Below are 21,341 nucleotides of genomic sequence, written 5' to 3' on the forward strand. Positions count from 1 at the left end.
GCACGGCTGTGGGGCTGCTCCTCCGGACTCCGGAAGGAGACAGCCCCACAGTCACGTATCGGTGGGAGGACGCCGCACAGGCGCTTGTGCTCGGGCTACTGGCCCTCGTCGCGGCGGCGCTGCCACCGCTCCTCGATGCGGTTCATCATCGACCGGCGGGAGCGTGGCTGGCGGCGCGTGGACGCAGAGCCGCCGCCTCCGCTGCTGCCGCCCTGCTGCGCGCTTCCCTGCCCCTGTTGCTGCTGCTCGCCGCTCTTGGGGGCCTTGCGCCAGCCGGTGACCGCCAGGACGGCACACCCGAGCATGACGAGGAAACCCACGACGCTGATCCAGATCTGCTGCGCGACCATTCCGGCCATGAGCAGGGCGATGCCCACAAGAAAGCCTGCGACCGCCTGGTAGACCCGCTTGCGGGTGTACCTGCGCAGCTCACTTCCCTCGAGCGCTGTCGCGAACTTGGGATCTTCGGCGTACAGCGCTCGCTCCATCTGCTCGAGCATGCGCTGCTCGTGCTCAGAGAGCGGCACGGAGTCCTCCTACTCGTCGGTCGCGGGGGCGACCGGGTGCGACCATCCAAGGATAGGCAGGGAATCGCCCCCGTGAAACCCGCCCCTCTGCGCCATTACCTCCCACCAGGACCGAGATGACGGACGTCGGCGCGGGACCGTTCAATCCGTGCATTCCCGCACCGCCTTTCCGCCATGCCGAACGGTGTGCCCCGATCATACGGCGGTCAACAGCTGATCGGGTGAGGTAACGACCACCGCGGTACTGATCGGTCAGTTCCGCCGGGTCGCCCCCACGCCGGACCCGGCACCCCACCGGGTCACCCTTCGTGGTACCGCGCCTCGGCCAGGACATGCAGCTGACTCGCGACCGCCTGGAACGCGGGCAGTTCGGAGGCGGCGCTCTCGAGCCTCACCAGGGCCGCTTCGGCGTCCGGTTCCGTATCGACGAGCGCGCCGGGCACCAGGTCGGCGAAGACGCGGACGCCGTGCAGGCCGGTGACGGCAAGGCCGGTGTCGTCCACGAGCGCGGTCAGCTGCTCGGGGGTGAACCGTCGGGGCATCGGGTCGCCCTCGCCCCAGCGTCCGTCCGGACCCGTCAACGCGTGCCGTGCCTCGGTGAAGTGACCCGCGAGGGCGCGTCCCATCACGGCGCCTCCCAGACCGGCGGTGAGGAGGCTGAGAGTGCCGCCCTCGGGCCGGAGCGCCGCAACGACGTTGCCAAGTCCCTCGGCCGGATCGTCCACATACTCCAGGACGCCGTGGCAGAGGACCACGTCGTACCCGCCGCGCTCCACGACATCGAAGAGGCCGTGTGCGTCGCCCTGCACACCGCTGACCCTGCCCTCCACTCCGGCCTCCGCGGCGCGGCGTTCGAGCCCGAACAGGGCGTTGGGGCTGGGGTCGACGACCGTGACCCGGTGCCCCAGCTCGGCGACGGGCACCGCGAAGTTGCCCGTACCGCCTCCTGTGTCGAGGACTTCGAGGGTCTCCTTGCCGCTGGCCTTGACCCGCTGGTCGAGGGCTCCTCGCAGTACCTCCCAGACCACGGCGGTACGGCGGGATGCGCTGGGGCGGGACATGGCGTGCTCCTCGGCGGCTCAGGGGCGTGCAGCCACCACCCTATTGCCTTCGCATCCAGGCTGTTTCCCCCGATGGGCGCGGGTCCTGCCAGGGGTTCTGCCCGCGGCACCCTCGCGTCACCCCGCGCGAGGGTGCCGCTCGTCCTCCTCGGAGCTCTGCGGACGTAACCGGGCGGCGACAAGGCCCTCGTCGGACGGGGCTATCCGCGGCTGCGGCAGCGCGGGCTGAGACACCAGCATCCGCTCGACCAGCCGCAGGAAGACCCCCGTGTCACGGACGAGGTCGTCGGCCTCACGCCAGCTGGCCGCGCCCTGTATGCCGGCTTCGGCACGGGCACGCTTCGGTGCGCCGGAGGCGAACAGGACGCTCCACTCGGCGAGTTCGGGTGCCGCCTCGGGCAGCACCTCCCAGGCGCTGCGTATGGCCCGTCTGCGCCGCTCGCTGCTCTCGGGGCGCCCGCGCACCGCGAGCACGGCCGCAGCCGTGCGCAGCGCCGCCAGATGAGCGGTCGCGAACCGCTCGTTGGCCGTCTCCATGGCCACGGCCTCGTCAAGCCCGTGCTGTGCCTGGGCGAGCAGGTCGAGAGCGGCGGGCGGTGCGGCCGCCCTCCGCAGGACGGGATGGACGTCGTTTGCGGGCGGGGAGTTCGGGGGCGCTCCCCGAGAGGGTCGCTGCACGGGAACCAACCTCCTGTCGTCGTCCGACTTCCGAATGGACCGGCGTATGCACACATCGTGAGGTACACCACTGACAATCCACCCTGACCTGCACAGATGCCGCTTCCGCTTGTGACGGCGCCCTGCACACACGGGGCCGGTGGAGGCCCCCTCCGAACCGTGAGGTACCTTTTTGAACTGACCAGTCAGTTCAAAAGTTCGAAGGGGTGGATCCGTGGGCGAGACGGCACACGAATCCCACGGCAGCGGGGAGCCGGGTACGGACACAAGCTCCGGCCCGAATCCGAACGGCGCGGACGCGAGCACCGCCACGGAAGCGGGCCCGGACACAAGGGCCCCGGAAGTGGAGTCAACGGCGCACGCGGACAAGGGCGTCGGCCTCCGCGCCGAGGACCTCGCGCTCAACGGACCGCGCGGCCGGGTCTTCTCCGGTGTCCGCTTCGAGGCGTCTCCCGGCTCGCTCGTCGCGCTGGAGGGCCCGTCGGGCTCCGGCAGGACCTGTCTGCTGCTGGCCCTCTCGGGACGCATGAAGGCGACCGGAGGGCACGCCGTGGTGGGCGGCCGGCGGCTGCCCGAACAGCTCGCCGCCGTACGCCGGTTCAGTGCCCTGGCCGCCGTGCCGGGCGTCACCGACCTGGAACCGTCCCTGTCCGTCGCCGAGCACCTGCGGGAACGCGTGCTGCTGCAAAGGAGGTTCGGCGGTTCGCTGCGTGCCCTCTTGAGGCCGCGCAGGGAGCGGGCCGCGGCATCGCGTGCTCGCGTCGACTCCGCGCTGGCCATGGCCGGGCTCGACCCGGAAGCGCTGCCCAAGGGGCCGCGCACCCGCGTGCGCGACCTGGAGCGGCTGGAGGTCCTGAGGCTGTCGGTCGCGCTGGCCCTGCTGGGCGGGCCCCGGCTGCTCGCCGTCGACGACGTCGACTTCAAGCTCTCGGAGCCCGAACGCGACGAGGCCTGGTCCCTGCTGCGTTCGGTCGCGTCGTCCGGCGTGACCGTCCTGGCGGTGTGCAGCGAGGCACCACAGGCACCAAAAGGCGTGGTCGTCGTCCGTACGGACACCGGACGCGAGCGGCAACAGCCCGCGGACATTTGGGAGTTCGACGGTACGAGCAAGAAGGAGGCGGCGGATGCGCTCGCCGAGTCTGGCCGCGCTTGAGCTCAAGCGGTTCGGGAGGGGCCGGCTGCCGCGGGCGGCGATGGTGGCCATGCTGCTGCTGCCGCTGCTCTACGGCGCCCTGTACCTGTGGTCCTTCTGGAACCCGTACGAGCGCCTCGACAAGGTCCCCGTCGCCCTCGTCAACGAGGACAAGGGGGCGCAGGCGGACGGAAAGCAGATCACGGCCGGCGACTCGGTCACCGAAGGACTGCACGAGAGCGGCACCTTCGACTGGCACGAGACCGACGCGGAGGACGCCCGCAAGGGGGTCGAGGACGGGCGCTACTACCTTTCGCTGACCGTGCCCTCCGACTTCAGCAAGCGCATCGCTTCCAGCGCCGGTGACGACCCACGCACCAGCGCGCTGAAGGTGCGTACGAACGACGCCAACAACTACGTCGTCGGGCAGATCTCGCGCACCGTCTTCTCCGAAGTCCGCGCGGCAGCCTCCAGCAAGGCCTCCCGCGGCTTCTACGACCGGATCTTCGTCTCCTTCTCCACCCTCCACGACAGGACGGCGAAGGCGGCGGACGGAGCGGACGAGCTCGGCGACGGCATCGGCCGCGCCAAGAAGGGAACCGGCGAGCTGAAGAACGGTCTGGGCAAGGCCGAGCACGGCAGCGGCAAGCTCAAGGACGGCACTTCTCAACTGCACGCAGGCGCTGGCAGGTTGGAGAAGGGATCGAAGGAGGTGGCGGACGGCACGCAGCAGTTGACCGACAAGGTCGACAAGGCCGCCGGTAAGCTCCGCCCGTTCGTGAACGGGCACGAGGACGAGATCGGCACCGCGGCCCGCGATGTGGCCCGTGCGAGCAAAACGCTCAAGGACAACCTCGGAGAACTGCCCGAGGCGGCACACAGGGCGAAGGCCGACTCCCGCGAGGCCGCCGACACCCTTGCGACTCTCTACCGGGTGCGATGCGAGAGTCCCGTCGAACTGGACACGTCCTGCACGCAGTTGAAGAAGGCGAGGGACGCGGCCGACACTGCCGCCGATGTGGCTGCGGACGTCGACGACGTCGTCAAGAAGCAGGACAACCTCACCCGTCTCGGTGAGAGTCTCGACAAGCTGCGCAGCCACGCGAACGCGCTCGCCGACCGCGCGCCGCACCTCGGTGAGGACCTCGACAAGGCCGTCGCACAGATACACGCGCTCAACAATGGTGCGCACAAGGTCCACGACGGAGCGGGCCGCCTCAAGGGCGGACTGGCGGGCGCCGAGAGCGGCGCAGCGGACCTCGACGCCGGCGTCGGCAAGCTCACCAAGGGCGCGGGCACGCTCGACGGCGGGATGTACAAGCTCACCGACGGCTCGTCCCAGCTGTCCGGCGGACTGCACGACGGGGTGAAGAAGATCCCCGACTACGGCAAGCAGGAACGCGAGGACCGGACGGGCGTGATGGCCGACCCGGTCGGGCTCTCCTCCGCCAACGCGCACTCAGCGCCCAACTACGGCACGGGTTTCGCACCGTACTTCATCCCGCTCGCGCTCTGGGTCGGTGCGATGATCGCCTACATGCTGCTGCAGCCGCTCAACAGACGCGCACTGGCGGCGGGTGCGCCCGCCGCACGCATCACGCTCGCGGGATGGCTGCCCGTGGCAGCGATAGGGGCGCTGCAGGCCGGAGCGCTGCTGGGCGTTCTGCACTGGGGGCTCGGGCTCCAACTCGCCCGGGGCGCCGGCACGGTGGGCTTCCTGCTGCTGGTGACGCTCTGCTTCACGGCGATCGTGCAGTTCCTGGGTGCCCGGTTCGGCCCTGCGGGCCGCGTCCTCGTGCTGGCCATGCTGATGCTCCAGCTGACGTCGGCGGGCGGCACGTATCCGATACAGACCAGCCCCGGGTTCTTCAACGCCATCCACCCGTTCCTGCCGATGAGTTACGTCGTGGAAGGCCTGCGGCACCTCATCACCGGCGGTGAGGCGTGGCCGGTGTGGCGGGCCTGCCTGGTACTGCTCGCGTTCACGGCCGGTGCTCTGGCACTGACGGCCTTCACGGCGCGCCGCAAGCAGGTGTGGACCGTGGACCGCCTGCACCCGGAGATCGCGCTGTGAGCCGCGCCCCCACCCGCGAGAAGCTGTTCCAGGCGGCCGTGACGCTCATCGCCGAGCAGGGTTTCTCCGCGACCACGGTGGACGAGATCGCGGAGGCGGCGGGCGTCGCCAAGGGGACCGTCTACTACAACTTCGCCAGCAAGAGCGAGCTGTTCGAGGAACTGCTGCGGCACGGTGTGGAGTTGCTGACGAACGATCTGCGCGCGGCGTCCGCGTCGACGGCGTCGGCGGGCGGCGGTCACGTCGACGCGCTCGACGCGATGGTCCGTGCGGGCCTCGTCTTCATCGACCGTTATCCGGCGTTCACGCGCCTGTACGTCGCAGAGCTGTGGCGCACCAACAGGACGTGGAACTCGACTCTGCTGGTGGTACGCAGGCGGGCTGTGGCCGTCGTGGAGGAGGAACTGCGCGCCGGTGTGGAGGAGGGCGAGCTGAGCGGCGACATCGACGTCACGCTGACCGCGGCCGCGCTGGTCGGCATGGTGCTGGTGGCGGCCCTGGACTGGAAGGCGTTCCAGCCGGAACGCTCCCTCGACGAGGTGCACGGCGCGCTCTCGCTGCTGCTGCAGGGACGTGTCGGGGGGTGTGCGCAGCCCCGGTAGCCGGCCGACCGGCGACCACCTGTTCCCCAGGGCTGCGCACGCCTTCCCCCGTATCCCCCGACCCCCGTTACGGACGCGGGGCCCCGTGCCCCCGCGTCCCCCTTGCAAGGGAGCCGTCTCCGTTCCGCCGCCCCGTGTCGGCGGTGCCGGAGCCGGTGCTCCCTTGCCACGGACATCACTCTGCCCTCGGACGGGGCTTCGTCCCATCCGCTGTACTACTCAACCGGCGGGCTAAGTAGGCGTACTCAGCCCTGGGTGCCAACGCCCGGGCGGTGCGGCTCAGGCCGCGTTCCCGCGCTCCCCACCGGCACCGCCCGCCGCAAAGTGTCGCCCGCCGCCCGGCTAAAGTCCCTCGTCATGGCACGCATTGCGGTGATCGGCGCCGGGCTGGGCGCGATGGCGGCCTCTGCGCGGCTGGCGACGGCGGGGCACCGGGTGACGGTGTACGAACGCTCGGCGACCTACGGCGGCGGCCTCCGGTCCTGGGAGCGGGACGGCTTCCGCTTCGACACGGGGCCCGGAGTTCTGCACCTTCCGGCGGTCTACCGGGATCTGTTCGTCAAGACCGGCCGTGAAGCGCTGGAGGACCGTGTCGGCCTCGTGCGGCTCGATCCCGCGATCCGGCACGTCTTCCCCGACGGCACGGCGGTCTCGCTGCCCTCCGGCTCCCGCGCGGGAGTCGTCAAGGCGCTCGACGCGGCCCTCGGCGCCGGCTCCGGCGAGTGCTGGACGGACATGCTGGCCCGAGCCCGTACCGTCTGGGACGCCATCAGACGGCCGCTGCTCGAAGAGCCGCTGACCGCGGACGGTGTCGCGGCGTTGCGTGAGAGCCTCGGCCGCGATCCGTACCCCGCGCTGCGGGGCAGGGGGCTGCTGCGGCGCCGCTCGCCCACGCTGGCCGAGGCCGCCGGCGGCGAACTCCGCGATCCCCGGCTGGTGTTCATGCTCAACGCATGCGCGAACTCCTACGGCCTGGACCCGGAAGCCGCGCCGGCCGGTGCGGCCGTTCTCGCGTACATGGAGCACACCTTCGGCACCTGGTACGTGCGTGGAGGGATGCGGGCGCTCGCGGAGGCCCTGTACACGCGCTGCACGGAGCGCAAGGTGGACTTCCACTTCGGCTGCGAGGTGGCCGGCGTGCTGGAGGAGGACGGCACAGCGGTGGGCGTGAAGCCTGCCGAAGGGCCGGACGTCCCGGCCGACGCCGTGGTGGTCGGCACCTCCCGGGTGCCGGGCACGGCCGCCGGGGAGGGTGCGCCGCCGGACGTGCCGGCGCTGTCGCGTCTCACCGTGCTGCTCGCGCTGCGCGGCGCGCGGCCGGAGGGCACCGCGCACCGCACCGTGGTGCACCGGGCCGACTCCCCCGGGCAGCCGCTGACCGTGCTGCGTCCGGACGACCCTGCGCTGTGCCCGGACGACGGCCACGAGACCGCGGTGCTCTCGGTCAGCGTCGAACCGGGTGAAGTGAACGGGGAAGGCGAGGCCTCGCGGCTCGCGGACCGGCTCACGAGCGCGGCCGACGCCGCCGGACTGGGCCTGGGAGGGCGCGTGCTGTGGCGGGAGGTGCGCACACCCCGCCACATCGAGGAGGAGACGGGGGCTCCGCACGGCCTGGTGCCGGGGCCGGCGCTCCCGGGGCCGTTCGTCCGCGGGGGCCGGATCCGGCGGGACGCCGTGGATGTGCGTCCGCCCAACAGGACGGCCACGAAAGGGCTTTACCGCGCCGGCGGCTGGGCCCACCCGGGCGGCGGTGCCGCACACGCGGGAATGTCCGGCGCGCTGGTGGCCGGACTGATCGTGGAAGGCGACGACTGGCGCGGATCGTACTGAGCCGGCGCGGATCCCGCTGAGGGCGCACCCCCGCCCGCCCGCGGCGGTCGGTCGCGCTCGGGCCCGTCAGTAGTAGTAGCCGTTGCCCGCGCCGTATCCGTTGCCCTGCGTGCCGTATCCGTACGGGTCGCCGTTCTGGTACGGGTACTGCTGCTGGGCCTGCTCGTTCGGGTCGCGCTGCTGCGGTACCCACGCGCCGGCGCCGCCTGTGGGTGCCTGGGGGAAGTAGGGCTGCCCGTCGGCGTAGGACTCGCCGTTGCCGTACATGGATCCGTAGGCGTCCGCACCGGCACCGCCCGCTCCGAGGCCGCCGCCACCGCCGAAGGTGTCGGAGACTCCGTACGGGGACTGCTGGGGGCCGTACCCGCCCTGCTGGTCACCCAGGCCGCCGCCGAAGCCGCCGTAGGGGTCGCCGCCGCCGTAGGAGGGGTTGGCGCCGTAGGTGTCGTAGCCGCCGTAGCCCCCGTACGAGGGGGCGGCGGCACCGGCGCCGTTGCTGTCGAAGGCTGCGTACGGGTCGGAGAACGAGCCGTACTGCTGCTGGCCGTCCTGGTATATGCCTGCCTGCTGCGGAGCGGCGGGGTAGCCGAAGCTGTCGTAGCCGCCGAAGGTGAACTCGCCGGTCTCGTCCGGCAGTGGGCCGGGCTGGTAGACGGGGACCTGCTCCTGGCCCATCGACTGCGGCCCGTAACCGTTCTGTCCCTGGAACCCGTTGGGCTGGTAGCCCTCGGTCTCCGGGCTGAACGGGCTGAACGCCTGCGTGGAGTCGAAGCCGTTGGGAACGGAAGAGCCGAGGCCGCCGGTCCCGGCGAAGGCGGCCGTGTCGTAGCCGTTGCCGTTCAGGCTGTCGTAGCCATTGCCGTTCAGGCCGTCGTAGCCATTGCCGTTCAGGCTGTCGTAGCCATTGCCGTTCAGGTTGTCGTAGCCGTTCCCGTTCGGAGCGAATCCGTTCGGCGCGCCCATCGGGTCGACGACGGGGAAGCCGCCCGTCTCGTAGCGGTTCCCGCCACCGAAGCCGCTGGGAGCGCTCATCGAGTCCACGGTGGCGAAGGCGGCCGTGTCGTAGCCGTTCGCCTCGAAGCCGTTCCGCTGGAACCCGTCCGAGCCGTAGCCGCCCGACGCCGCCAGGGCGGGGACGGGTTCGGGCGCGGGCTCGAACTGAGGCACCTGCTCGAACTCCGGCTCCAGCTCCGGCTCGTCGCGGCGGCGGTTGACGCCGGGCACTCCGGTGAGTGCCCACCCCGCCACGAAGCCCCTGCGGTAGGAGAGCGTCACGAAGGTCTGCCCGGTGGCGAAGGCGGCGATCCCGATGCCGATCACGACGACCGACGGGATCAGCGCCCCCGCCACGACGCACAGGAAGCCGGTGAAAGCCAGTACGCGCCAGCGGAGCCGCGCCTTGTACTGCAGGAGTACCTCGCCCAACAGCCACAGCGCGACGATGCCGAACGCGATATAGAGGACTGTCCAGCCCATGTGCGCCCCCTTCTCACTGCCTCGGCCGGCTACTTCGGCTCAGGGTCGATTGTGGAGTCCAAGATTCTGATGGATTTCCAGCGTTGCCGTGGAGTTGTTGAGCGTAATGAAGTGGAGTCCGGGGACATCCTCAGCCATCAGCCTCGCACACATCTCCGTCGCGTACTCGATTCCGGCCGAGCGTACCGCCGCGGGATCGTCTTCGACCGCCCGGAGTCGCTCTGCCAGTTCGTCCGGGATCGTCGCGTTGCTGAGCTGTGCGAACGTCTCGATCTGCTTCACATTGGTGACCGGGATGATCTCCGGGATGATCGGCGTCTCGCAACCCGCGGCCGTCGCGCTGTCCCGCAGCCGGAGGTAGTCCTCGACGCGGAAGAACATCTGGGTGATCGCGTAGTCGGCCCCGGCACGGCACTTGTCGACGAAGTGGCGTACGTCGGTGTCCCAGTCGTCGGAGCGGGGGTGCATCTCGGGGAAGGCCGCGACGCCCACGCAGAAGTCGCCGGACTCCTTGACCAGTTCGACCAGTTCACAGGCGTAGGTGAGGCCCTCGGGGTGCCTCACCCACTCGCCCATCGGGTCACCGGGAGGGTCGCCCCGGATCGCGAGGACGTTGCGGATGCCCGCGTCCGCGTACTGGCCGATGACGTTGCGCAGCTCCGCCCTGGAGTGGTTCACGGCGGTCAGGTGCGCGACCGGCGTGAGCGTGGTCTCCGTGGCGATCCGCTCGGTGTTGCGTACGGTCCCCTCTCGCGAGGAGCCTCCCGCCCCGTAGGTCACGGAGACGAACGTCGGTGAGACGGCTTCGATCCGCCGCAGGGCGTTCCACAGCGAGCGCTCGCCCTTCTCGGTCTTCGGGGCGAAGAATTCGAACGAGTACGAGCGCTGCCCCGTCGCGAGGAGGTCACGCACTGTCGTCGTGCTGTCTGTCCTGGTAGCTGAGATACCGATGGCCATGGTTGAAGGCTATCGGCCTTGGCTAGAGGGCGACCGGGCGTGAAGAGCGCTTACGTCCGTTCCGTCGCCCTTGTCGCTGCGGTTCCTCCCCCGGCGGGCACGCCGGTCACGCAGCGGAAACGGCTCTGCGGCGCCCCGTTCGAAAGCGATTTCCCTGCCGGGTCCCGTCCGGGGGCTCGACGCCTCGCCCGGGGCCCAGCGGGCGCCGGTCAGCGCGGCCCGGCGGCCCCGTCCTGGGCGGCACGCTCCCGCAGCCGCCGGGCCAGCCCCGCCGCGGCGGCCTCCGGATCGTCGGCGCCGGTGAGGACGCGGACGACCACGACGCGCCTCGCACCGGCGTCCAGCACCTCGTCCAGGTTGGACGCGTCGATTCCGCCGATGGCGAACCACGGACGCGCGGTGCCCAGCGAGGCCGTGTACCTGACCAGGTCGAGGCCCGGCGCGTGGCGGCCCGGCTTGGTGGGAGTCGGCCAGCAGGGACCGGTGCAGAAGTAGTCCACGCCGGGCTCGGCCGCCGCGGCGGCGGCCTCCGCCTCGGCGTGCGTGGACCTGCCTATGAGGACGTCGTCACCGAGGACCGCACGAGCAGCGGGAACGGGCAGGTCGCCCTGGCCGAGGTGGAGCACCTCGGAGCCGGACGCGTGGGCGACGTCCGCCCGGTCGTTGACCGCGAGCAGCTTTCCGTGGCGCTTGCAGGCGTCCGCGAAGACCGACAGATGTTCCAGCTCCTCGGCGGCCTCCATCGTCTTGTCCCGCAGCTGCACGATGTCGACGCCTCCGCGCAGGACCGCGTCGAGGAACTCGGGCAGATCGCCCTGTTCCTTGCGCGCGTCGGTGCACAGATAGAGCCGTGCGTCGGCGAGCAGGCTGCGGGCGTTGGTAGCGCTCATGAGGGACGTCCCCCGGACAAGGGCGTGCGGACCGGCCGCAGCGGCCTGCGCTGCGCCTGGCCCGCACGCCGGCGGATGTGTGCGGTGTGACTGTGTGTCGGGGCGGTTGTGCGATGCGGTGAGCGTCGGCAGGAGCTGTGCGGGAAATCACACGGCGAGTGCCTGGGCGCGCCGCTTCACCTCTGTCCCGCGGTTCTCACGGAGGGCCTGCGCCGGGGTACCAGGGAGGCTCTCGTCCTCGGTGAAGAGCCACTCCAGCATTTCCTCGTCGCTGAAGCCGTCGTCCTTGAGAAGCGTGATCGTGCCGGCGAGGCCCTTCACGATGCGGCCCGAGCCGATGAAGTCCGCGGGGACCTGCAAGGTCCGCTCCTCCCCTCTGCGGACCGCGATCAGCTGGCCCTCCTTGACCAGCTGACGGGCCCGGGTCACCAGGATGTCCAGCTTTTCGGCGACGTCGGGCAGGGTGAGCCAGGCAGGGACGAGAGCATCGGTTTTTGCATCAATCTCTGTCACGCCACCAGCCTGCCATCCCGCTGTGACAGTCACTACTGTGCGGCGGCCACCAGTCCGCCCGAGCCGCCCTTCCGGACAGGTCCTAGCGGACCGCCTTCTTGAGCGGCACCGTCGCGTCGGCCACACGCTCCCTGTCCACCGGCGCGCCGCTCCCGATGAGCTTTCTGCCCTGCGCCAGGTCGCGGGGGCGCCCGACGGCGAGCAGCGCGTTCAGGGCGCCCTCCCGCAGCCAGCAGACGGACCAGGCGGCTTCGCCCGGGCTGCCGCGCCAGACCGGTTCGTCCTCGGCGGTGTGGTGTCCGGCGTACTGGATGAAGCGACCGAACTGCTCGGACCAGAAATAGGGCACCGGATCGTAGACGGCGGCCTCCGCCTCACCGTCCGGCAGCGTCCCGGCGACGATGTTGGCCGCCACGACGCGGGGCCCCTGCAGTGCGTTGTCCCAGTGGTGCACGAGGAGGCGCTCGCCGTACCGGGCCGAGGGGAACGAGGCACAGTCGCCGACCGCGTAGACGTGCCGGGCGGAGGCGCGCAGCCCATCGTCCGCGAGTACTCCGCCGTCCTCGCCGAGTTCGATGCCCGAGCCCGCCAGCCAGCCCGTCGCGGGACGCGAGCCGATGCCCACCACGACGGCGTCGGCCCGCAGTCGCGTGCCGTCCGCGAGCACCACTCCGCCGCGTTCCACCGAGCGCACGGCGACGCCGGTGCGCAGCCGGGCCCCGCTCTCCTCGTACCAGGCGCGCATGTGCGACGCGACCTCCGCGGGCAGCGCCCCCGGAAGCGGTTCGCCCGCGGCCTCCACGACGGTGACGGCGCAGCCCGCCTCACGTGCCGCGGTGGTGAACTCGGCACCGATCCAGCCCGCTCCGACCACGACGATCTCGCCCCGCCCCGCCAGCACGGGGCGCAGCCGTGCCGCGTCGTCGAGGGTTCGCAGCAGGTGAACGCCGGGGACTCCGTCGCTGCCCGGCAGTGCGACGGGCTCGGCGCCCGTGGCGATGACGAGATGGTCGTAGGCAACAGTGCCGGCGCCCGTCTCCAGCAGACGCTCACCGGGGCGCAGCGCGGTCACGTCCCTGCCCAGTTCCAAGTCGACGCCGAGGGAGTCGAAATCGACGTCCAGGGCGGCGTCGTCGGTCTTGCCCAGCAGCACCGCCTTGGACAACGGCGGGCGGTCGTACGGCTGGTGGGGTTCGCTGCCGATCAGCCAGATCCCGCCGGGCCAACCCTGCTCGCGCAGTTGCACGGCCGTCTGCACACCGGCCATACCCGCACCCACGACAACGACCCGCTGCTCGCTCCGGCTCTCACCCACACGATCATCCTAGGTCGGTGACGCGACCCCCAGGAACGCCTGCCGCCGTGCCCGCCGGTCACACCACGGCAGCGGCGCAGTACGCTGGTTGAACGGTACAAAGCCATGGCGGCCCGATGAAGAGCCGGCTGGCGGCACCGGCAGCAGCCGGCGCGTACCGCAATCGACGACATCGCACGCGGGAGTCCGGCGCACCGGGCTGAGAGGGAGGCTGCGGCCTCCGACCGTACGAACCTGATCCGGGTCATTCCGGCGAAGGGAGAAGCAGCTTCCTCATGCGACGCACCAGCGCACCCCGCACCGCCCTCGCCGGGCGGGAATCCGGCGCCGTCCCGGCACATCCGGACGTGGCCGTCGCCGGCGGCGGCATCATCGGCCTCGTCACCGCCTGGCGGGCGGCCCAGCGCGGTCTCTCCACCACGGTCGTCGACCCGGAACCGGGCGGCGGCGCGGCCAGGGTGGCCGCCGGGATGCTCGCCGCCGTCACCGAGCTGCACTACGGCGAGGAGGCGCTCCTCCGGCTCAATCTCGCCTCGTCGGCCCGCTATCCGGATTTCGCGGCGGAGCTGGAGGAGGCGAGCGGACAGGAGATCGGCTACCGGTCCTGCGGCACGCTCGCCGTCGCCCTGGACGCCGACGACAGGGCGCACCTGCGCGAACTGCACGCGCTTCAGCGGCGTTGCGGGCTCGATTCGCAGTGGCTCACCGGCCGCGAGTGCCGCCGTCTCGAACCGATGCTCGCCCCTTCCGTGCGCGGCGGGCTGCGGGTCGACGGCGACCACCAGGCGGACCCGCGCCGGCTCTCCACGGCCCTGCTCCTGGCCTGTGAACGTGCGGGCGTGACCTTCCGGCGTGCGGCCGCTCCGGCGCTCACGGTCAGGGACGGGCGGGCCGCAGGCGTGACGCTCGACGACGGCACCCGGGTGGAGGCCGGGCAGACGGTGCTGGCGACGGGCTCGTGGGCCTCCCGTCTCGAAGGGGTGCCGCACGAACTGCTGCCGCCGGTGCGCCCGGTCAAGGGACAGGTGCTGCGGCTGCGCATGCCGCCGTCATCCACGTACGGGCCCTTCCTCTCCCGTACCGTCCGGGCGATCGTGCGCGGCGGCCATATCTATCTGGTGCCGCGCGCCAACGGCGAGCTAGTCATCGGCGCGACGAGCGAAGAGCTGGGCTGGGACACGACGGTCACCGCCGGCGGCGTCTACGAACTGCTGAGGGACGCGCACGAACTCACCCCGGGCCTCACCGAACTGCCCCTCATCGAGACCTCGGCGGGCTTGCGTCCTGCCTCGCCCGACAACGCGCCGCTGCTCGGACCGACGGCGCTGCCGGGCCTCCATCTGGCCACCGGCCACTACCGCAACGGCGTGCTGCTCACGCCCGTCACCGGCGACGCCATGGGCGAACTGCTCGCGACAGGCGAACTCCCCGAGCAGGCGCGCCCCTTCACTCCGGCAAGGTTCGGTGACCCCGGCACCGAAGCTGCGGGTGTCCTCTCCGCGAGCGAGCCACAGGAGCGTTCAGCATGACGACCGTCCCCTCACATGCCGCCACCGTCACCGTCTCCGTGAACGGCGCACCTCGCGACGTCCCCGCGGAATCCACCCTCGGCCAGCTCGTGGCAGGTCTCACGGCTGCTCCCTCGGGTGTCGCCGCGGCCGTCAACGAGACCGTCGTACCCCGTGGCGAGTGGCCGCGAGTGCGGCTGGCCGAGGGCGACCGCATCGAGGTACTGACCGCAGTCCAAGGAGGTTGATCCGTATGACAGGCACCGCGGTCCACACCACGCCGCGCCCCGGACAGCACACGTCCCCGTCCGACGGCTCCCCCACCGCGGAGCCGGACCCGTTCGTCATCGGCGACCGCACCTTCGGCTCCCGCTTGATCATGGGTACGGGCGGAGCGCCCAGCCTCGACGTCATGGAGCGCTCGCTGGTGGCGTCGGGCACAGAGCTGACGACGGTCGCCATGCGCCGCCTCGATCCGACCGTCCAGGGCTCGGTGCTGTCCGTACTGGAGAAGCACGGCATCGGCGTGCTGCCGAACACGGCGGGCTGCTACACGGCCGGCGAGGCGGTGCTCACCGCCCGGCTCGCGCGTGAGGCCCTCGGCACCGACTGGGTGAAACTCGAGGTCATCGCCGACGAGCGCACACTGCTGCCCGATCCCGTCGAACTCCTCGACGCGGCCGAGACGTTGGTCGACGACGGCTTCACCGTGCTGCCGTACACCAACGACGATCCGGTCCTTGCGCGGAAGCTGGAGGAGGCGGGCTGCGCGGCAGTCATGCCGCTGGGCTCCCCCATCGGCTCCGGGCTCGGCATCCGCAACCCGCACAACTTCCAGCTGATCACCGAGCGCGCCGGAGTCCCCGTGATCCTCGACGCCGGCGCCGGGACGGCCTCCGATGCCGCCTTCGCCATGGAACTTGGGTGCGAGGCCGTGATGCTCGCCTCGGCCGTCACGAGGGCGCAGGAGCCGGTGCTGATGGCCGAGGCGATGCGGCAAGCGGTCACGGCGGGCCGCCTGGCGCATCGCGCGGGCCGCATTCCGCGCCGCCACTTCGCGGAGGCGTCCTCCCCGACGGAGGGCGTGGCTGCGCTCGACCCGGAGCGCCCGGCCTTCGGCTGAGCATGACGACGGTCCCTGGGCCGGGCTGAGGGACGAAGGTCCTGGGAAGGGCCCAGGGGACGAAGGTCCCGCGTGAACAAATTCCGGCGGCGGGACAGACAGCGAAGGAAGAAGGCACCGCGAAGAGGGCAGAATCGGCGCCGCCGCGTGCGGGAATTCCGCGCTCTCAGGCGCCTGCCCGGCTCCCATTCGGACCAAAGTCCCAAAAGGAACAAATTCTACGATTCTTCCTCGTTGTCCGGCCGCCTCACCCGCTGCATGGCGCATCACGGATTTCCGTCGCCGGGATGACTCGTAGACTCTTCGTCGATGGATACGAGCCTTCAGGACCCCTCCTCCGGCCCCGCCGGGGAGACCCCGCCGGTCGGCCAGGTGCTGGACGGCCGGTACCGCGTCGAATCACGGATCGCCGTCGGCGGCATGGCGACGGTCTACCGCGCCGTCGACACCCGCCTCGACCGCGTCCTGGCCCTGAAGGTCATGCACCCCTCGCTCGCCACGGACGGCGCCTTCGTCGACCGCTTCATCCGCGAGGCCAAGTCCGTCGCCCGGCTCGCGCACCCCAATGTGGTCGGCGTCTACGACCAGGGCACCGACGGCACCTACGTCTATCTGGCGATGGAGTACGTCTCCGGGTGCACCCTGCGGGACGTGCTGCGGGAGCGCGGCGCACTCCGCCCACGCGTCGCCCTGGACATCCTGGAGCCGATGCTCGCCGCTCTGGGCGCCGCGCACCACGCCGGCATGGTGCACCGCGACATGAAGCCGGAGAACGTGCTGATCGGCGACGACGGGCGGGTCAAGGTCGCCGACTTCGGCCTCGTACGGGCGGTGGACAGCCAGACGTCCGTGGGATCCGACAGCATCCTGGGCACCGTCTCCTACCTCGCCCCGGAGCAGATCGAGCACGGCACGGCGGACACCCGCACCGACCTCTACGCGTGCGGCGTGATGCTCTACGAGATGCTCACCGGCAGCAAGCCCCGCACGGGCGGCACACCGGCACAGGTGCTCTACCAGCACCTCCACGAGGACATGCCGGCGCCGTCGGCCTCGGTGCCCGGCCTCGCCCCGGAGCTGGACATGCTGGTCGCACGGGCCACGGCGCGTGCGGCGGACGGCCGCCCCCAGGACGCGGGCGCGATGCTCTCGGAGACCCGCGGTGTGCGGGCCCGCCTCACCCCGGTCCAGCTGGACGCCGTCCCGCCGCAGGCGAACGACCCGGCGACCGGACTCGCGGAGGTCCTCGCGGCCGGTGCCGCCCTCGGCGAGGGCCGCATGCGCTCGGCGGCCGGACCCGGCGACGGGGCGGAGGAGCGCACCAGCCTGCTTCCGCGCGACGTCGCGGCAGCGCACGAATACGGGCACGGGCCCGGCCCCGGAGGCGGCTGGGGTGACGACATCGACCGCACCGCCCGCTACGCCGCCCCGCCGCGTGACGGCGGCGGCACGCGGCGCCGCCGCGGCGGCCGTGCCGGTGGCCGGGGCTTCCTCGTGACGCTGGCGGTGATGCTGTTGCTGCTGGTGGGCACGGGCGTCTGGTACATCAACTCCGGCCAGTTCACACAGACCCCGGCCGTGCTGGACAAGACGGAGCCCGAGGCCAGGAAGATCCTCGGCGACTCGGGGCTCGACGTGAACGTCACCCGCGACTACAGCGAGCGCGTCGAGCGCGGCCACGTCATCGACACCAACCCGGACCCGGGCGACCGCATCCGCAGGACCGGCACCGTCACCATGGTCGTCTCCAACGGCCCGGAGATAGTGAAGGTCCCCGAACTGAGCGGTACGCCGCTCGCCGACGCCCGGCGCAAGCTCAAGGACGCCGGCCTGGAGGCCGGTGTGGTGAGGCAGCAGTTCAGTGAGGACACGGCGCGCGGCGCTGTGATCGCCAGCGACCCGGACGCGGGCAGCAAGCGCCGCCCGGGCTCCCCCGTCGCGCTGACCGTCTCCAAGGGCTCGCCGGTCGACGTGCCGGACGTCGTCGGCGACGACGAGGACTCCGCCCGCGAGGACCTGGCCGAGGAGGGCCTGAAGGTCCGTATCGCTCCGGAGCGCGTCTTCTCGGACGAGGACGAGGGCAAGGTGGCCCGTCAGTCGCCCGCGGAGGGCAGCAGGGCCGGCGAGGGCGACACCGTGACGCTCACCATCTCCAAGGGCCAGGACCTGGTGGACGTCCCGGACGTGGAGGGCCTCGGCAAGAAGCAGGCGCGCAAGAAGCTGGAGGACGCGGGCTTCGAGGTCACCACGCGCCGGATCTTCGTCGGCAACAAGGTCTTCGCCCAGTCACCGGGCGGGGACGACGAGGCTCCGCGCGGCTCCGAAGTGACGATCTGGCTGCGCTGAGCCCTCGCTGAGCAGCCCGAACGCGGTCACCGCCAGGACGGCCCCCTCCGGAACGCGTCCGGAACCCCTCCAGCATGCCTCCGGATGCCTCCCTGGAACGCCCGCTCGGGACGCCCCGAGAGCGCTGACAGCCCGCATGCGCGCCCTCACCTACAGAGAGCCGGGCCGCCTCGCGTGTGATACCGGACATAGGACCCATATCACTTACGACGGTCTCTAGTGGACCGGCAGTCCCCTCCCCCGCCCGCCGAAACACGGGCCGTCCCGCGTTCCCGACGCCCCCCGCTCCCCTGATAAACGAAACGGGATAGTACGTCACACTTTTGGGCTGTGTTTTCGGAGCCTTTAACAATTGCCGTCGGTCGCATGCGCCGGGGTTCGGAACTCGGCGCACACCGCCTTTCCGGCTTCTGCGACGACGCACGCAATTTTGAAAGGTTCGCTCACAATGCCCAACATTCTCGGCTACGTCCGCAACCCCAAGTTCGCGCGTATCTCCGCCGCAGGTATATCGGCCGCGGGTGCGGCAGCCATCGCGCTGACCGTCATCCCCGGAAGCGCCGACGCAGGCGACCAGAACCAGTCGAGCGCCAAGAAGGTCAGCGCCTCGACGGCCGCCGCGGAGAGTACGAAGAACTCCGATACGCACAAGGTGGAGCTCGGCGCCGCCAACCAGGGAACCCTGGACGCCGACGTCAAGCGCACCAAGGAAGCCGTGGCCAAGCAGAAGGACGCCGCGGCCAAGCAGAAGGCCGTCGCCGCCGACCGCGCGGAGGCAGCCAAGGTCAAGGCCGCCAAGGCGAAGGCCGCGAAGGCGGAGGCCGCGAAGAAGGCCGCTGCGGAGCGCAAGGCCGAGGCCGCGGCCAAGGCGTCGCGCGCCGCCGAGCGCGCCAAGGCCGCCAAGACCTACCCCGAGAACCTCGACGGGTGGATCCGCGAGGCCCGCGACGTCATGGCGAAGCACGACATCCCCGGGTCCTACGACGGCATCAAGCGGAACATCATCCGCGAGTCCGGCGGGAACCCGAACGCCGTGAACAACTGGGACATCAACGCCCAGAACGGCACTCCGTCGAAGGGTCTGCTCCAGACCATCCAGCCGACCTTCGACGCGTACCACGTCAAGGGAACGCCCCACAACATCACCGACCCGGTCGCCAACATCGTGGCCGCCTGCAACTACGCGGCGGACAGGTACGGTTCGATGGACAACGTGAACTCGGCATACTGATGGTGTGACGACCCAGCGACACCGCAATCCCATTGGCGGCCACGTCCCCGTAGCAGGGGGACTGGCCGCCACTGGCATTTCCTACGCCGATGACATCGGCGCGGAAGCCCTTCAGGTCTTCGTCGCCAATCCCCGCGGCTGGGCGACGAACTCCGGATCCCCGCAACAGGACGCGGAATTCCGCGCTGCGTGCGAGGAGAGAGAACTCCCCGTATTCGTGCACGCCCCCTACCTCATCAATCTCGGCTCCCACACCGAGGCCACGGCCCGCAACTCCGTCTCCTCGCTGCGCCATTCGCTCCGCAGGGGGCGCGAGATCGGCGCCTCCGGCGTCGTGGTCCATACGGGTTCGGCGACCGGCGGCCGCACGAGCGCCACTGCTCTGGCGCAGGTGGGCCGGCTGCTCCTGCCGCTGCTGGAGGAGCTGACGCACGAGGCCGACCCGTGGCTGCTGCTGGAGCCGACGGCCGGCCAGGGGTTCTCGCTCTGCTCCCGGATACAGGACCTCGGGCCGTACTTCGAGGTCCTCCGACACCATCCGAGGCTCGGCGTCTGCCTCGACACCTGCCACGTCTTCGCAGCCGGGCACGACCTGGCTGCGCCGGGAGGGGTGAAGCACACGCTGGACGAGCTGGAGTCGGTGACCGGCCCCGGCCGGCTCAAGCTGATCCACGCCAACGACTCCAAGGACATCGCCGGGGCCCACAAGGACCGCCATGCGAACATCGGCTCCGGCCACATCGGCTCCGGCCCGTTCGCCGACCTCATGACCCATCCCTCGACGGATGGCGTACCGCTCGTCATAGAGACCCCCGGCCGCAAGGAGGGTCACGCGGCGGACGTGGCACGGCTGAAGGAACTGCGAGAAGGCGGAGGCTGAGCATGCGGCAGGACAGCGGGGCACCCTGGCCGACGGCGGCGCGCGCCACGCTGCACTGCTTGACGGGCTGCGCCTTCGGCGAGGTCCTCGGCCTGGTCATCGGCACGGCCTTCGCCTGGCACGACGTTCCGACGATGGTGACGGCCATCGCGCTCGCGTTCATCTTCGGCTACAGCCTCACGCTGTACGCGGTGCTGAAGGCCGGCCTGACCGTGAAGGCGGCGGTGAAGATCGCGCTGACCGCCGACACCGTCTCGATCGTCGTGATGGAGACCGTGGACAACTCGGTGGTGGTCCTGGTCCCCGGCGCGCTCGACGCACATCTGACGGACCTGCTGTTCTGGGGTTCCCTGGCGCTGTCGTTCGTCGTCGCGTTCCTCGTCACGACGCCGGTGAACCGGTGGATGATCGGCCGGGGCAAGGGGCACGCGGTGCTGCACGCCTACCACTGAGGGCGGGGGCAGGGCCTACAGTTCCGGCCCCTCACCGGGCTCCTCCTGGTAGGAGTAGCGCTGTTCCTTATAGGGGTCGCCGATGTTGTGGTAGCCGCGTTCCTCCCAGAAGCCCCGGCGGTCCGTGGTCATGTACTCCACGCCGCGCACCCACTTGGGGCCCTTCCACGCGTACAGATGCGGCACCACGAGCCGCACGGGGAAGCCGTGTTCGGCGGTGAGCAGTTCGCCCGCGCGGTGGGTGGCGAAGAGTGTCGTACCGGCGGCGAAGTCCGACAGCCGCAGGTTGGAGCTGAATCCGTATTCGGCCCAGACCATGACGTGTGTGACGCCGGCCGCGGGAGGCGCGAGTTCGAGCACCGTACGGGCGGGCACGCCGCCCCATTCGGCCCCGACCATGCTGAACTTGGTGACGCAGTGGAAGTCGGCGACGACGGTCTCGTACGGCAGCGCCGAGAACTCCTCGTGGTCCCAGGAGTGCTTCTCGCCGTCGGCGGTCGCGCCGAAGACCCGGAAATCCCACCGGTCGGGCTTGAACTTCGGCACCGGTCCGTAATGCGTGACCGGCCAGCCGCGCTGAAGCCGCTGTCCTGGCGGAAGCGATTGCTGCTCCCCCTCAGCACTCTGCGACTGGCCCATCTCCCCATGGTGACAGACCCTCCCGAAGCCGCTTACCGGCACCCCGCTCGTGGGGTGTTCGAGGGCTTTCCGCTCGTCAATTCGGGTGATTTCGGTAAGCCTTCGCT

19 protein-coding genes, 1 pseudogene and 1 riboswitch are annotated in these 21,341 nt (G+C 71.0%); of the genes and pseudogenes, 11 read left to right on the plus strand and 9 right to left on the minus strand.

What is annotated here, in order from left to right; translation table 11 throughout:
• Positions 1 to 95 precede the first annotated feature (95 nt).
• The 3 genes from I004_RS0112210 to I004_RS33585 form a co-directional block, all read right to left on the minus strand.
• Complete coding sequence (locus I004_RS0112210; RefSeq protein ID WP_028435728.1) at positions 96 to 527, minus strand: DUF3040 domain-containing protein; 432 nt, start codon at positions 525 to 527, stop codon at positions 96 to 98.
• Between the two features lie 299 nt (positions 528 to 826).
• Positions 827 to 1,588, minus strand: coding sequence for a methyltransferase (locus tag I004_RS0112215; protein WP_028435729.1), 762 nt, complete (start codon positions 1,586 to 1,588; stop codon positions 827 to 829).
• Between the two features lie 117 nt (positions 1,589 to 1,705).
• Complete coding sequence (locus I004_RS33585; RefSeq protein WP_486579957.1) at positions 1,706 to 2,266, minus strand: SAV_6107 family HEPN domain-containing protein; 561 nt, start codon at positions 2,264 to 2,266, stop codon at positions 1,706 to 1,708.
• 343 nt (positions 2,267 to 2,609) lie between these two features.
• Between I004_RS33585 and I004_RS0112225 the strand changes: the two genes are divergently transcribed.
• From I004_RS0112225 to I004_RS0112240, 4 genes are all read left to right on the plus strand, one after another.
• Positions 2,610 to 3,419, plus strand: a complete 810-nt coding sequence (locus tag I004_RS0112225; protein WP_028435730.1) for an ATP-binding cassette domain-containing protein — start codon at positions 2,610 to 2,612, stop codon at positions 3,417 to 3,419.
• Entirely contained in the window at positions 3,391 to 5,472 is a 2,082-nt protein-coding gene (locus I004_RS0112230; RefSeq protein ID WP_028435731.1) for a YhgE/Pip domain-containing protein, read from the plus strand. The genes I004_RS0112225 and I004_RS0112230 overlap by 29 nt, the downstream gene beginning before the upstream one ends.
• Positions 5,469 to 6,074 carry a TetR/AcrR family transcriptional regulator gene (locus tag I004_RS0112235; protein WP_037975840.1) on the plus strand — a complete coding sequence of 202 codons (606 nt, stop codon included), beginning with the start codon at positions 5,469 to 5,471 and terminating at the stop codon, positions 6,072 to 6,074. Before I004_RS0112230 ends, I004_RS0112235 begins: the two co-directional genes overlap by 4 nt.
• A gap of 357 nt (positions 6,075 to 6,431) precedes the next feature.
• On the plus strand, positions 6,432 to 7,904 hold the full coding sequence (locus I004_RS0112240) for a phytoene desaturase family protein (protein WP_028435733.1): 1,473 nt from the start codon (positions 6,432 to 6,434) through the stop codon (positions 7,902 to 7,904).
• A gap of 1,020 nt (positions 7,905 to 8,924) precedes the next feature.
• Here I004_RS0112240 and I004_RS40280 read toward each other — a convergent pair.
• From I004_RS40280 to I004_RS0112265, 5 genes and pseudogenes are all read right to left on the minus strand, one after another.
• Positions 8,925 to 9,380: pseudogene (locus tag I004_RS40280) on the minus strand (hypothetical protein); the annotation flags it as partial.
• A gap of 39 nt (positions 9,381 to 9,419) precedes the next feature.
• Complete coding sequence (metF, locus tag I004_RS0112250) at positions 9,420 to 10,337, minus strand: methylenetetrahydrofolate reductase [NAD(P)H] (RefSeq protein WP_051344956.1); 918 nt, start codon at positions 10,335 to 10,337, stop codon at positions 9,420 to 9,422.
• 209 nt (positions 10,338 to 10,546) lie between these two features.
• Positions 10,547 to 11,227 (minus strand): thiamine phosphate synthase, encoded by a 681-nt coding sequence (gene thiE / locus I004_RS0112255; protein WP_028435735.1) that lies wholly within the window; start codon positions 11,225 to 11,227, stop codon positions 10,547 to 10,549.
• 147 nt (positions 11,228 to 11,374) lie between these two features.
• Entirely contained in the window at positions 11,375 to 11,740 is a 366-nt protein-coding gene (locus I004_RS0112260; protein ID WP_028435736.1) for an Rv2175c family DNA-binding protein, read from the minus strand.
• Positions 11,741 to 11,822: 82 nt separating this feature from the next.
• Positions 11,823 to 13,007 carry an FAD-dependent oxidoreductase gene (locus tag I004_RS0112265; protein WP_051344957.1) on the minus strand — a complete coding sequence of 395 codons (1,185 nt, stop codon included), beginning with the start codon at positions 13,005 to 13,007 and terminating at the stop codon, positions 11,823 to 11,825.
• Positions 13,008 to 13,223: 216 nt separating this feature from the next.
• Positions 13,224 to 13,334, plus strand: a riboswitch (TPP riboswitch).
• On the opposite strand from I004_RS0112265, the gene thiO reads away from it, so the two are divergent.
• The 7 genes from thiO to I004_RS0112300 all read left to right on the plus strand — a co-directional run bounded on the left by thiO (position 13,331) and on the right by I004_RS0112300 (position 20,595).
• The gene (gene thiO, locus I004_RS33595) at positions 13,331 to 14,584 is read left to right on the plus strand and encodes a glycine oxidase ThiO (RefSeq protein WP_078511049.1); all 1,254 of its coding nucleotides are present in this window, start codon (positions 13,331 to 13,333) and stop codon (positions 14,582 to 14,584) included. (Overlaps the previous riboswitch by 4 nt.)
• Positions 14,581 to 14,811, plus strand: a complete 231-nt coding sequence (gene thiS / locus I004_RS0112275; protein ID WP_028435738.1) for a sulfur carrier protein ThiS — start codon at positions 14,581 to 14,583, stop codon at positions 14,809 to 14,811. The genes thiO and thiS overlap by 4 nt, the downstream gene beginning before the upstream one ends.
• A gap of 5 nt (positions 14,812 to 14,816) precedes the next feature.
• A complete protein-coding gene (locus I004_RS0112280; RefSeq protein ID WP_078511051.1) occupies positions 14,817 to 15,686 on the plus strand; it encodes a thiazole synthase in 870 nt (289 codons plus the stop codon).
• Positions 15,687 to 15,995: 309 nt separating this feature from the next.
• Positions 15,996 to 18,032: a Stk1 family PASTA domain-containing Ser/Thr kinase gene (gene pknB, locus I004_RS0112285; RefSeq protein WP_028435740.1), complete on the plus strand. Its 2,037-nt coding sequence runs from the start codon at positions 15,996 to 15,998 to the stop codon at positions 18,030 to 18,032.
• Positions 18,033 to 18,480: 448 nt separating this feature from the next.
• On the plus strand, positions 18,481 to 19,263 hold the full coding sequence (locus tag I004_RS0112290) for a lytic transglycosylase domain-containing protein (RefSeq protein WP_028435741.1): 783 nt from the start codon (positions 18,481 to 18,483) through the stop codon (positions 19,261 to 19,263).
• Between the two features lie 4 nt (positions 19,264 to 19,267).
• Positions 19,268 to 20,143: a deoxyribonuclease IV gene (locus I004_RS0112295; protein ID WP_028435742.1), complete on the plus strand. Its 876-nt coding sequence runs from the start codon at positions 19,268 to 19,270 to the stop codon at positions 20,141 to 20,143.
• Positions 20,144 to 20,145: 2 nt separating this feature from the next.
• The gene (locus tag I004_RS0112300; protein ID WP_037975843.1) at positions 20,146 to 20,595 is read left to right on the plus strand and encodes a DUF4396 domain-containing protein; all 450 of its coding nucleotides are present in this window, start codon (positions 20,146 to 20,148) and stop codon (positions 20,593 to 20,595) included.
• Positions 20,596 to 20,610: 15 nt separating this feature from the next.
• On the opposite strand, the gene I004_RS0112305 is transcribed toward I004_RS0112300, so the two are convergent.
• Positions 20,611 to 21,234, minus strand: coding sequence for a sulfite oxidase-like oxidoreductase (locus tag I004_RS0112305; protein ID WP_028435743.1), 624 nt, complete (start codon positions 21,232 to 21,234; stop codon positions 20,611 to 20,613).
• Positions 21,235 to 21,341: the final 107 nt, after the last annotated feature.

The organism is Streptomyces sp. TAA486, assembly GCF_000426165.1.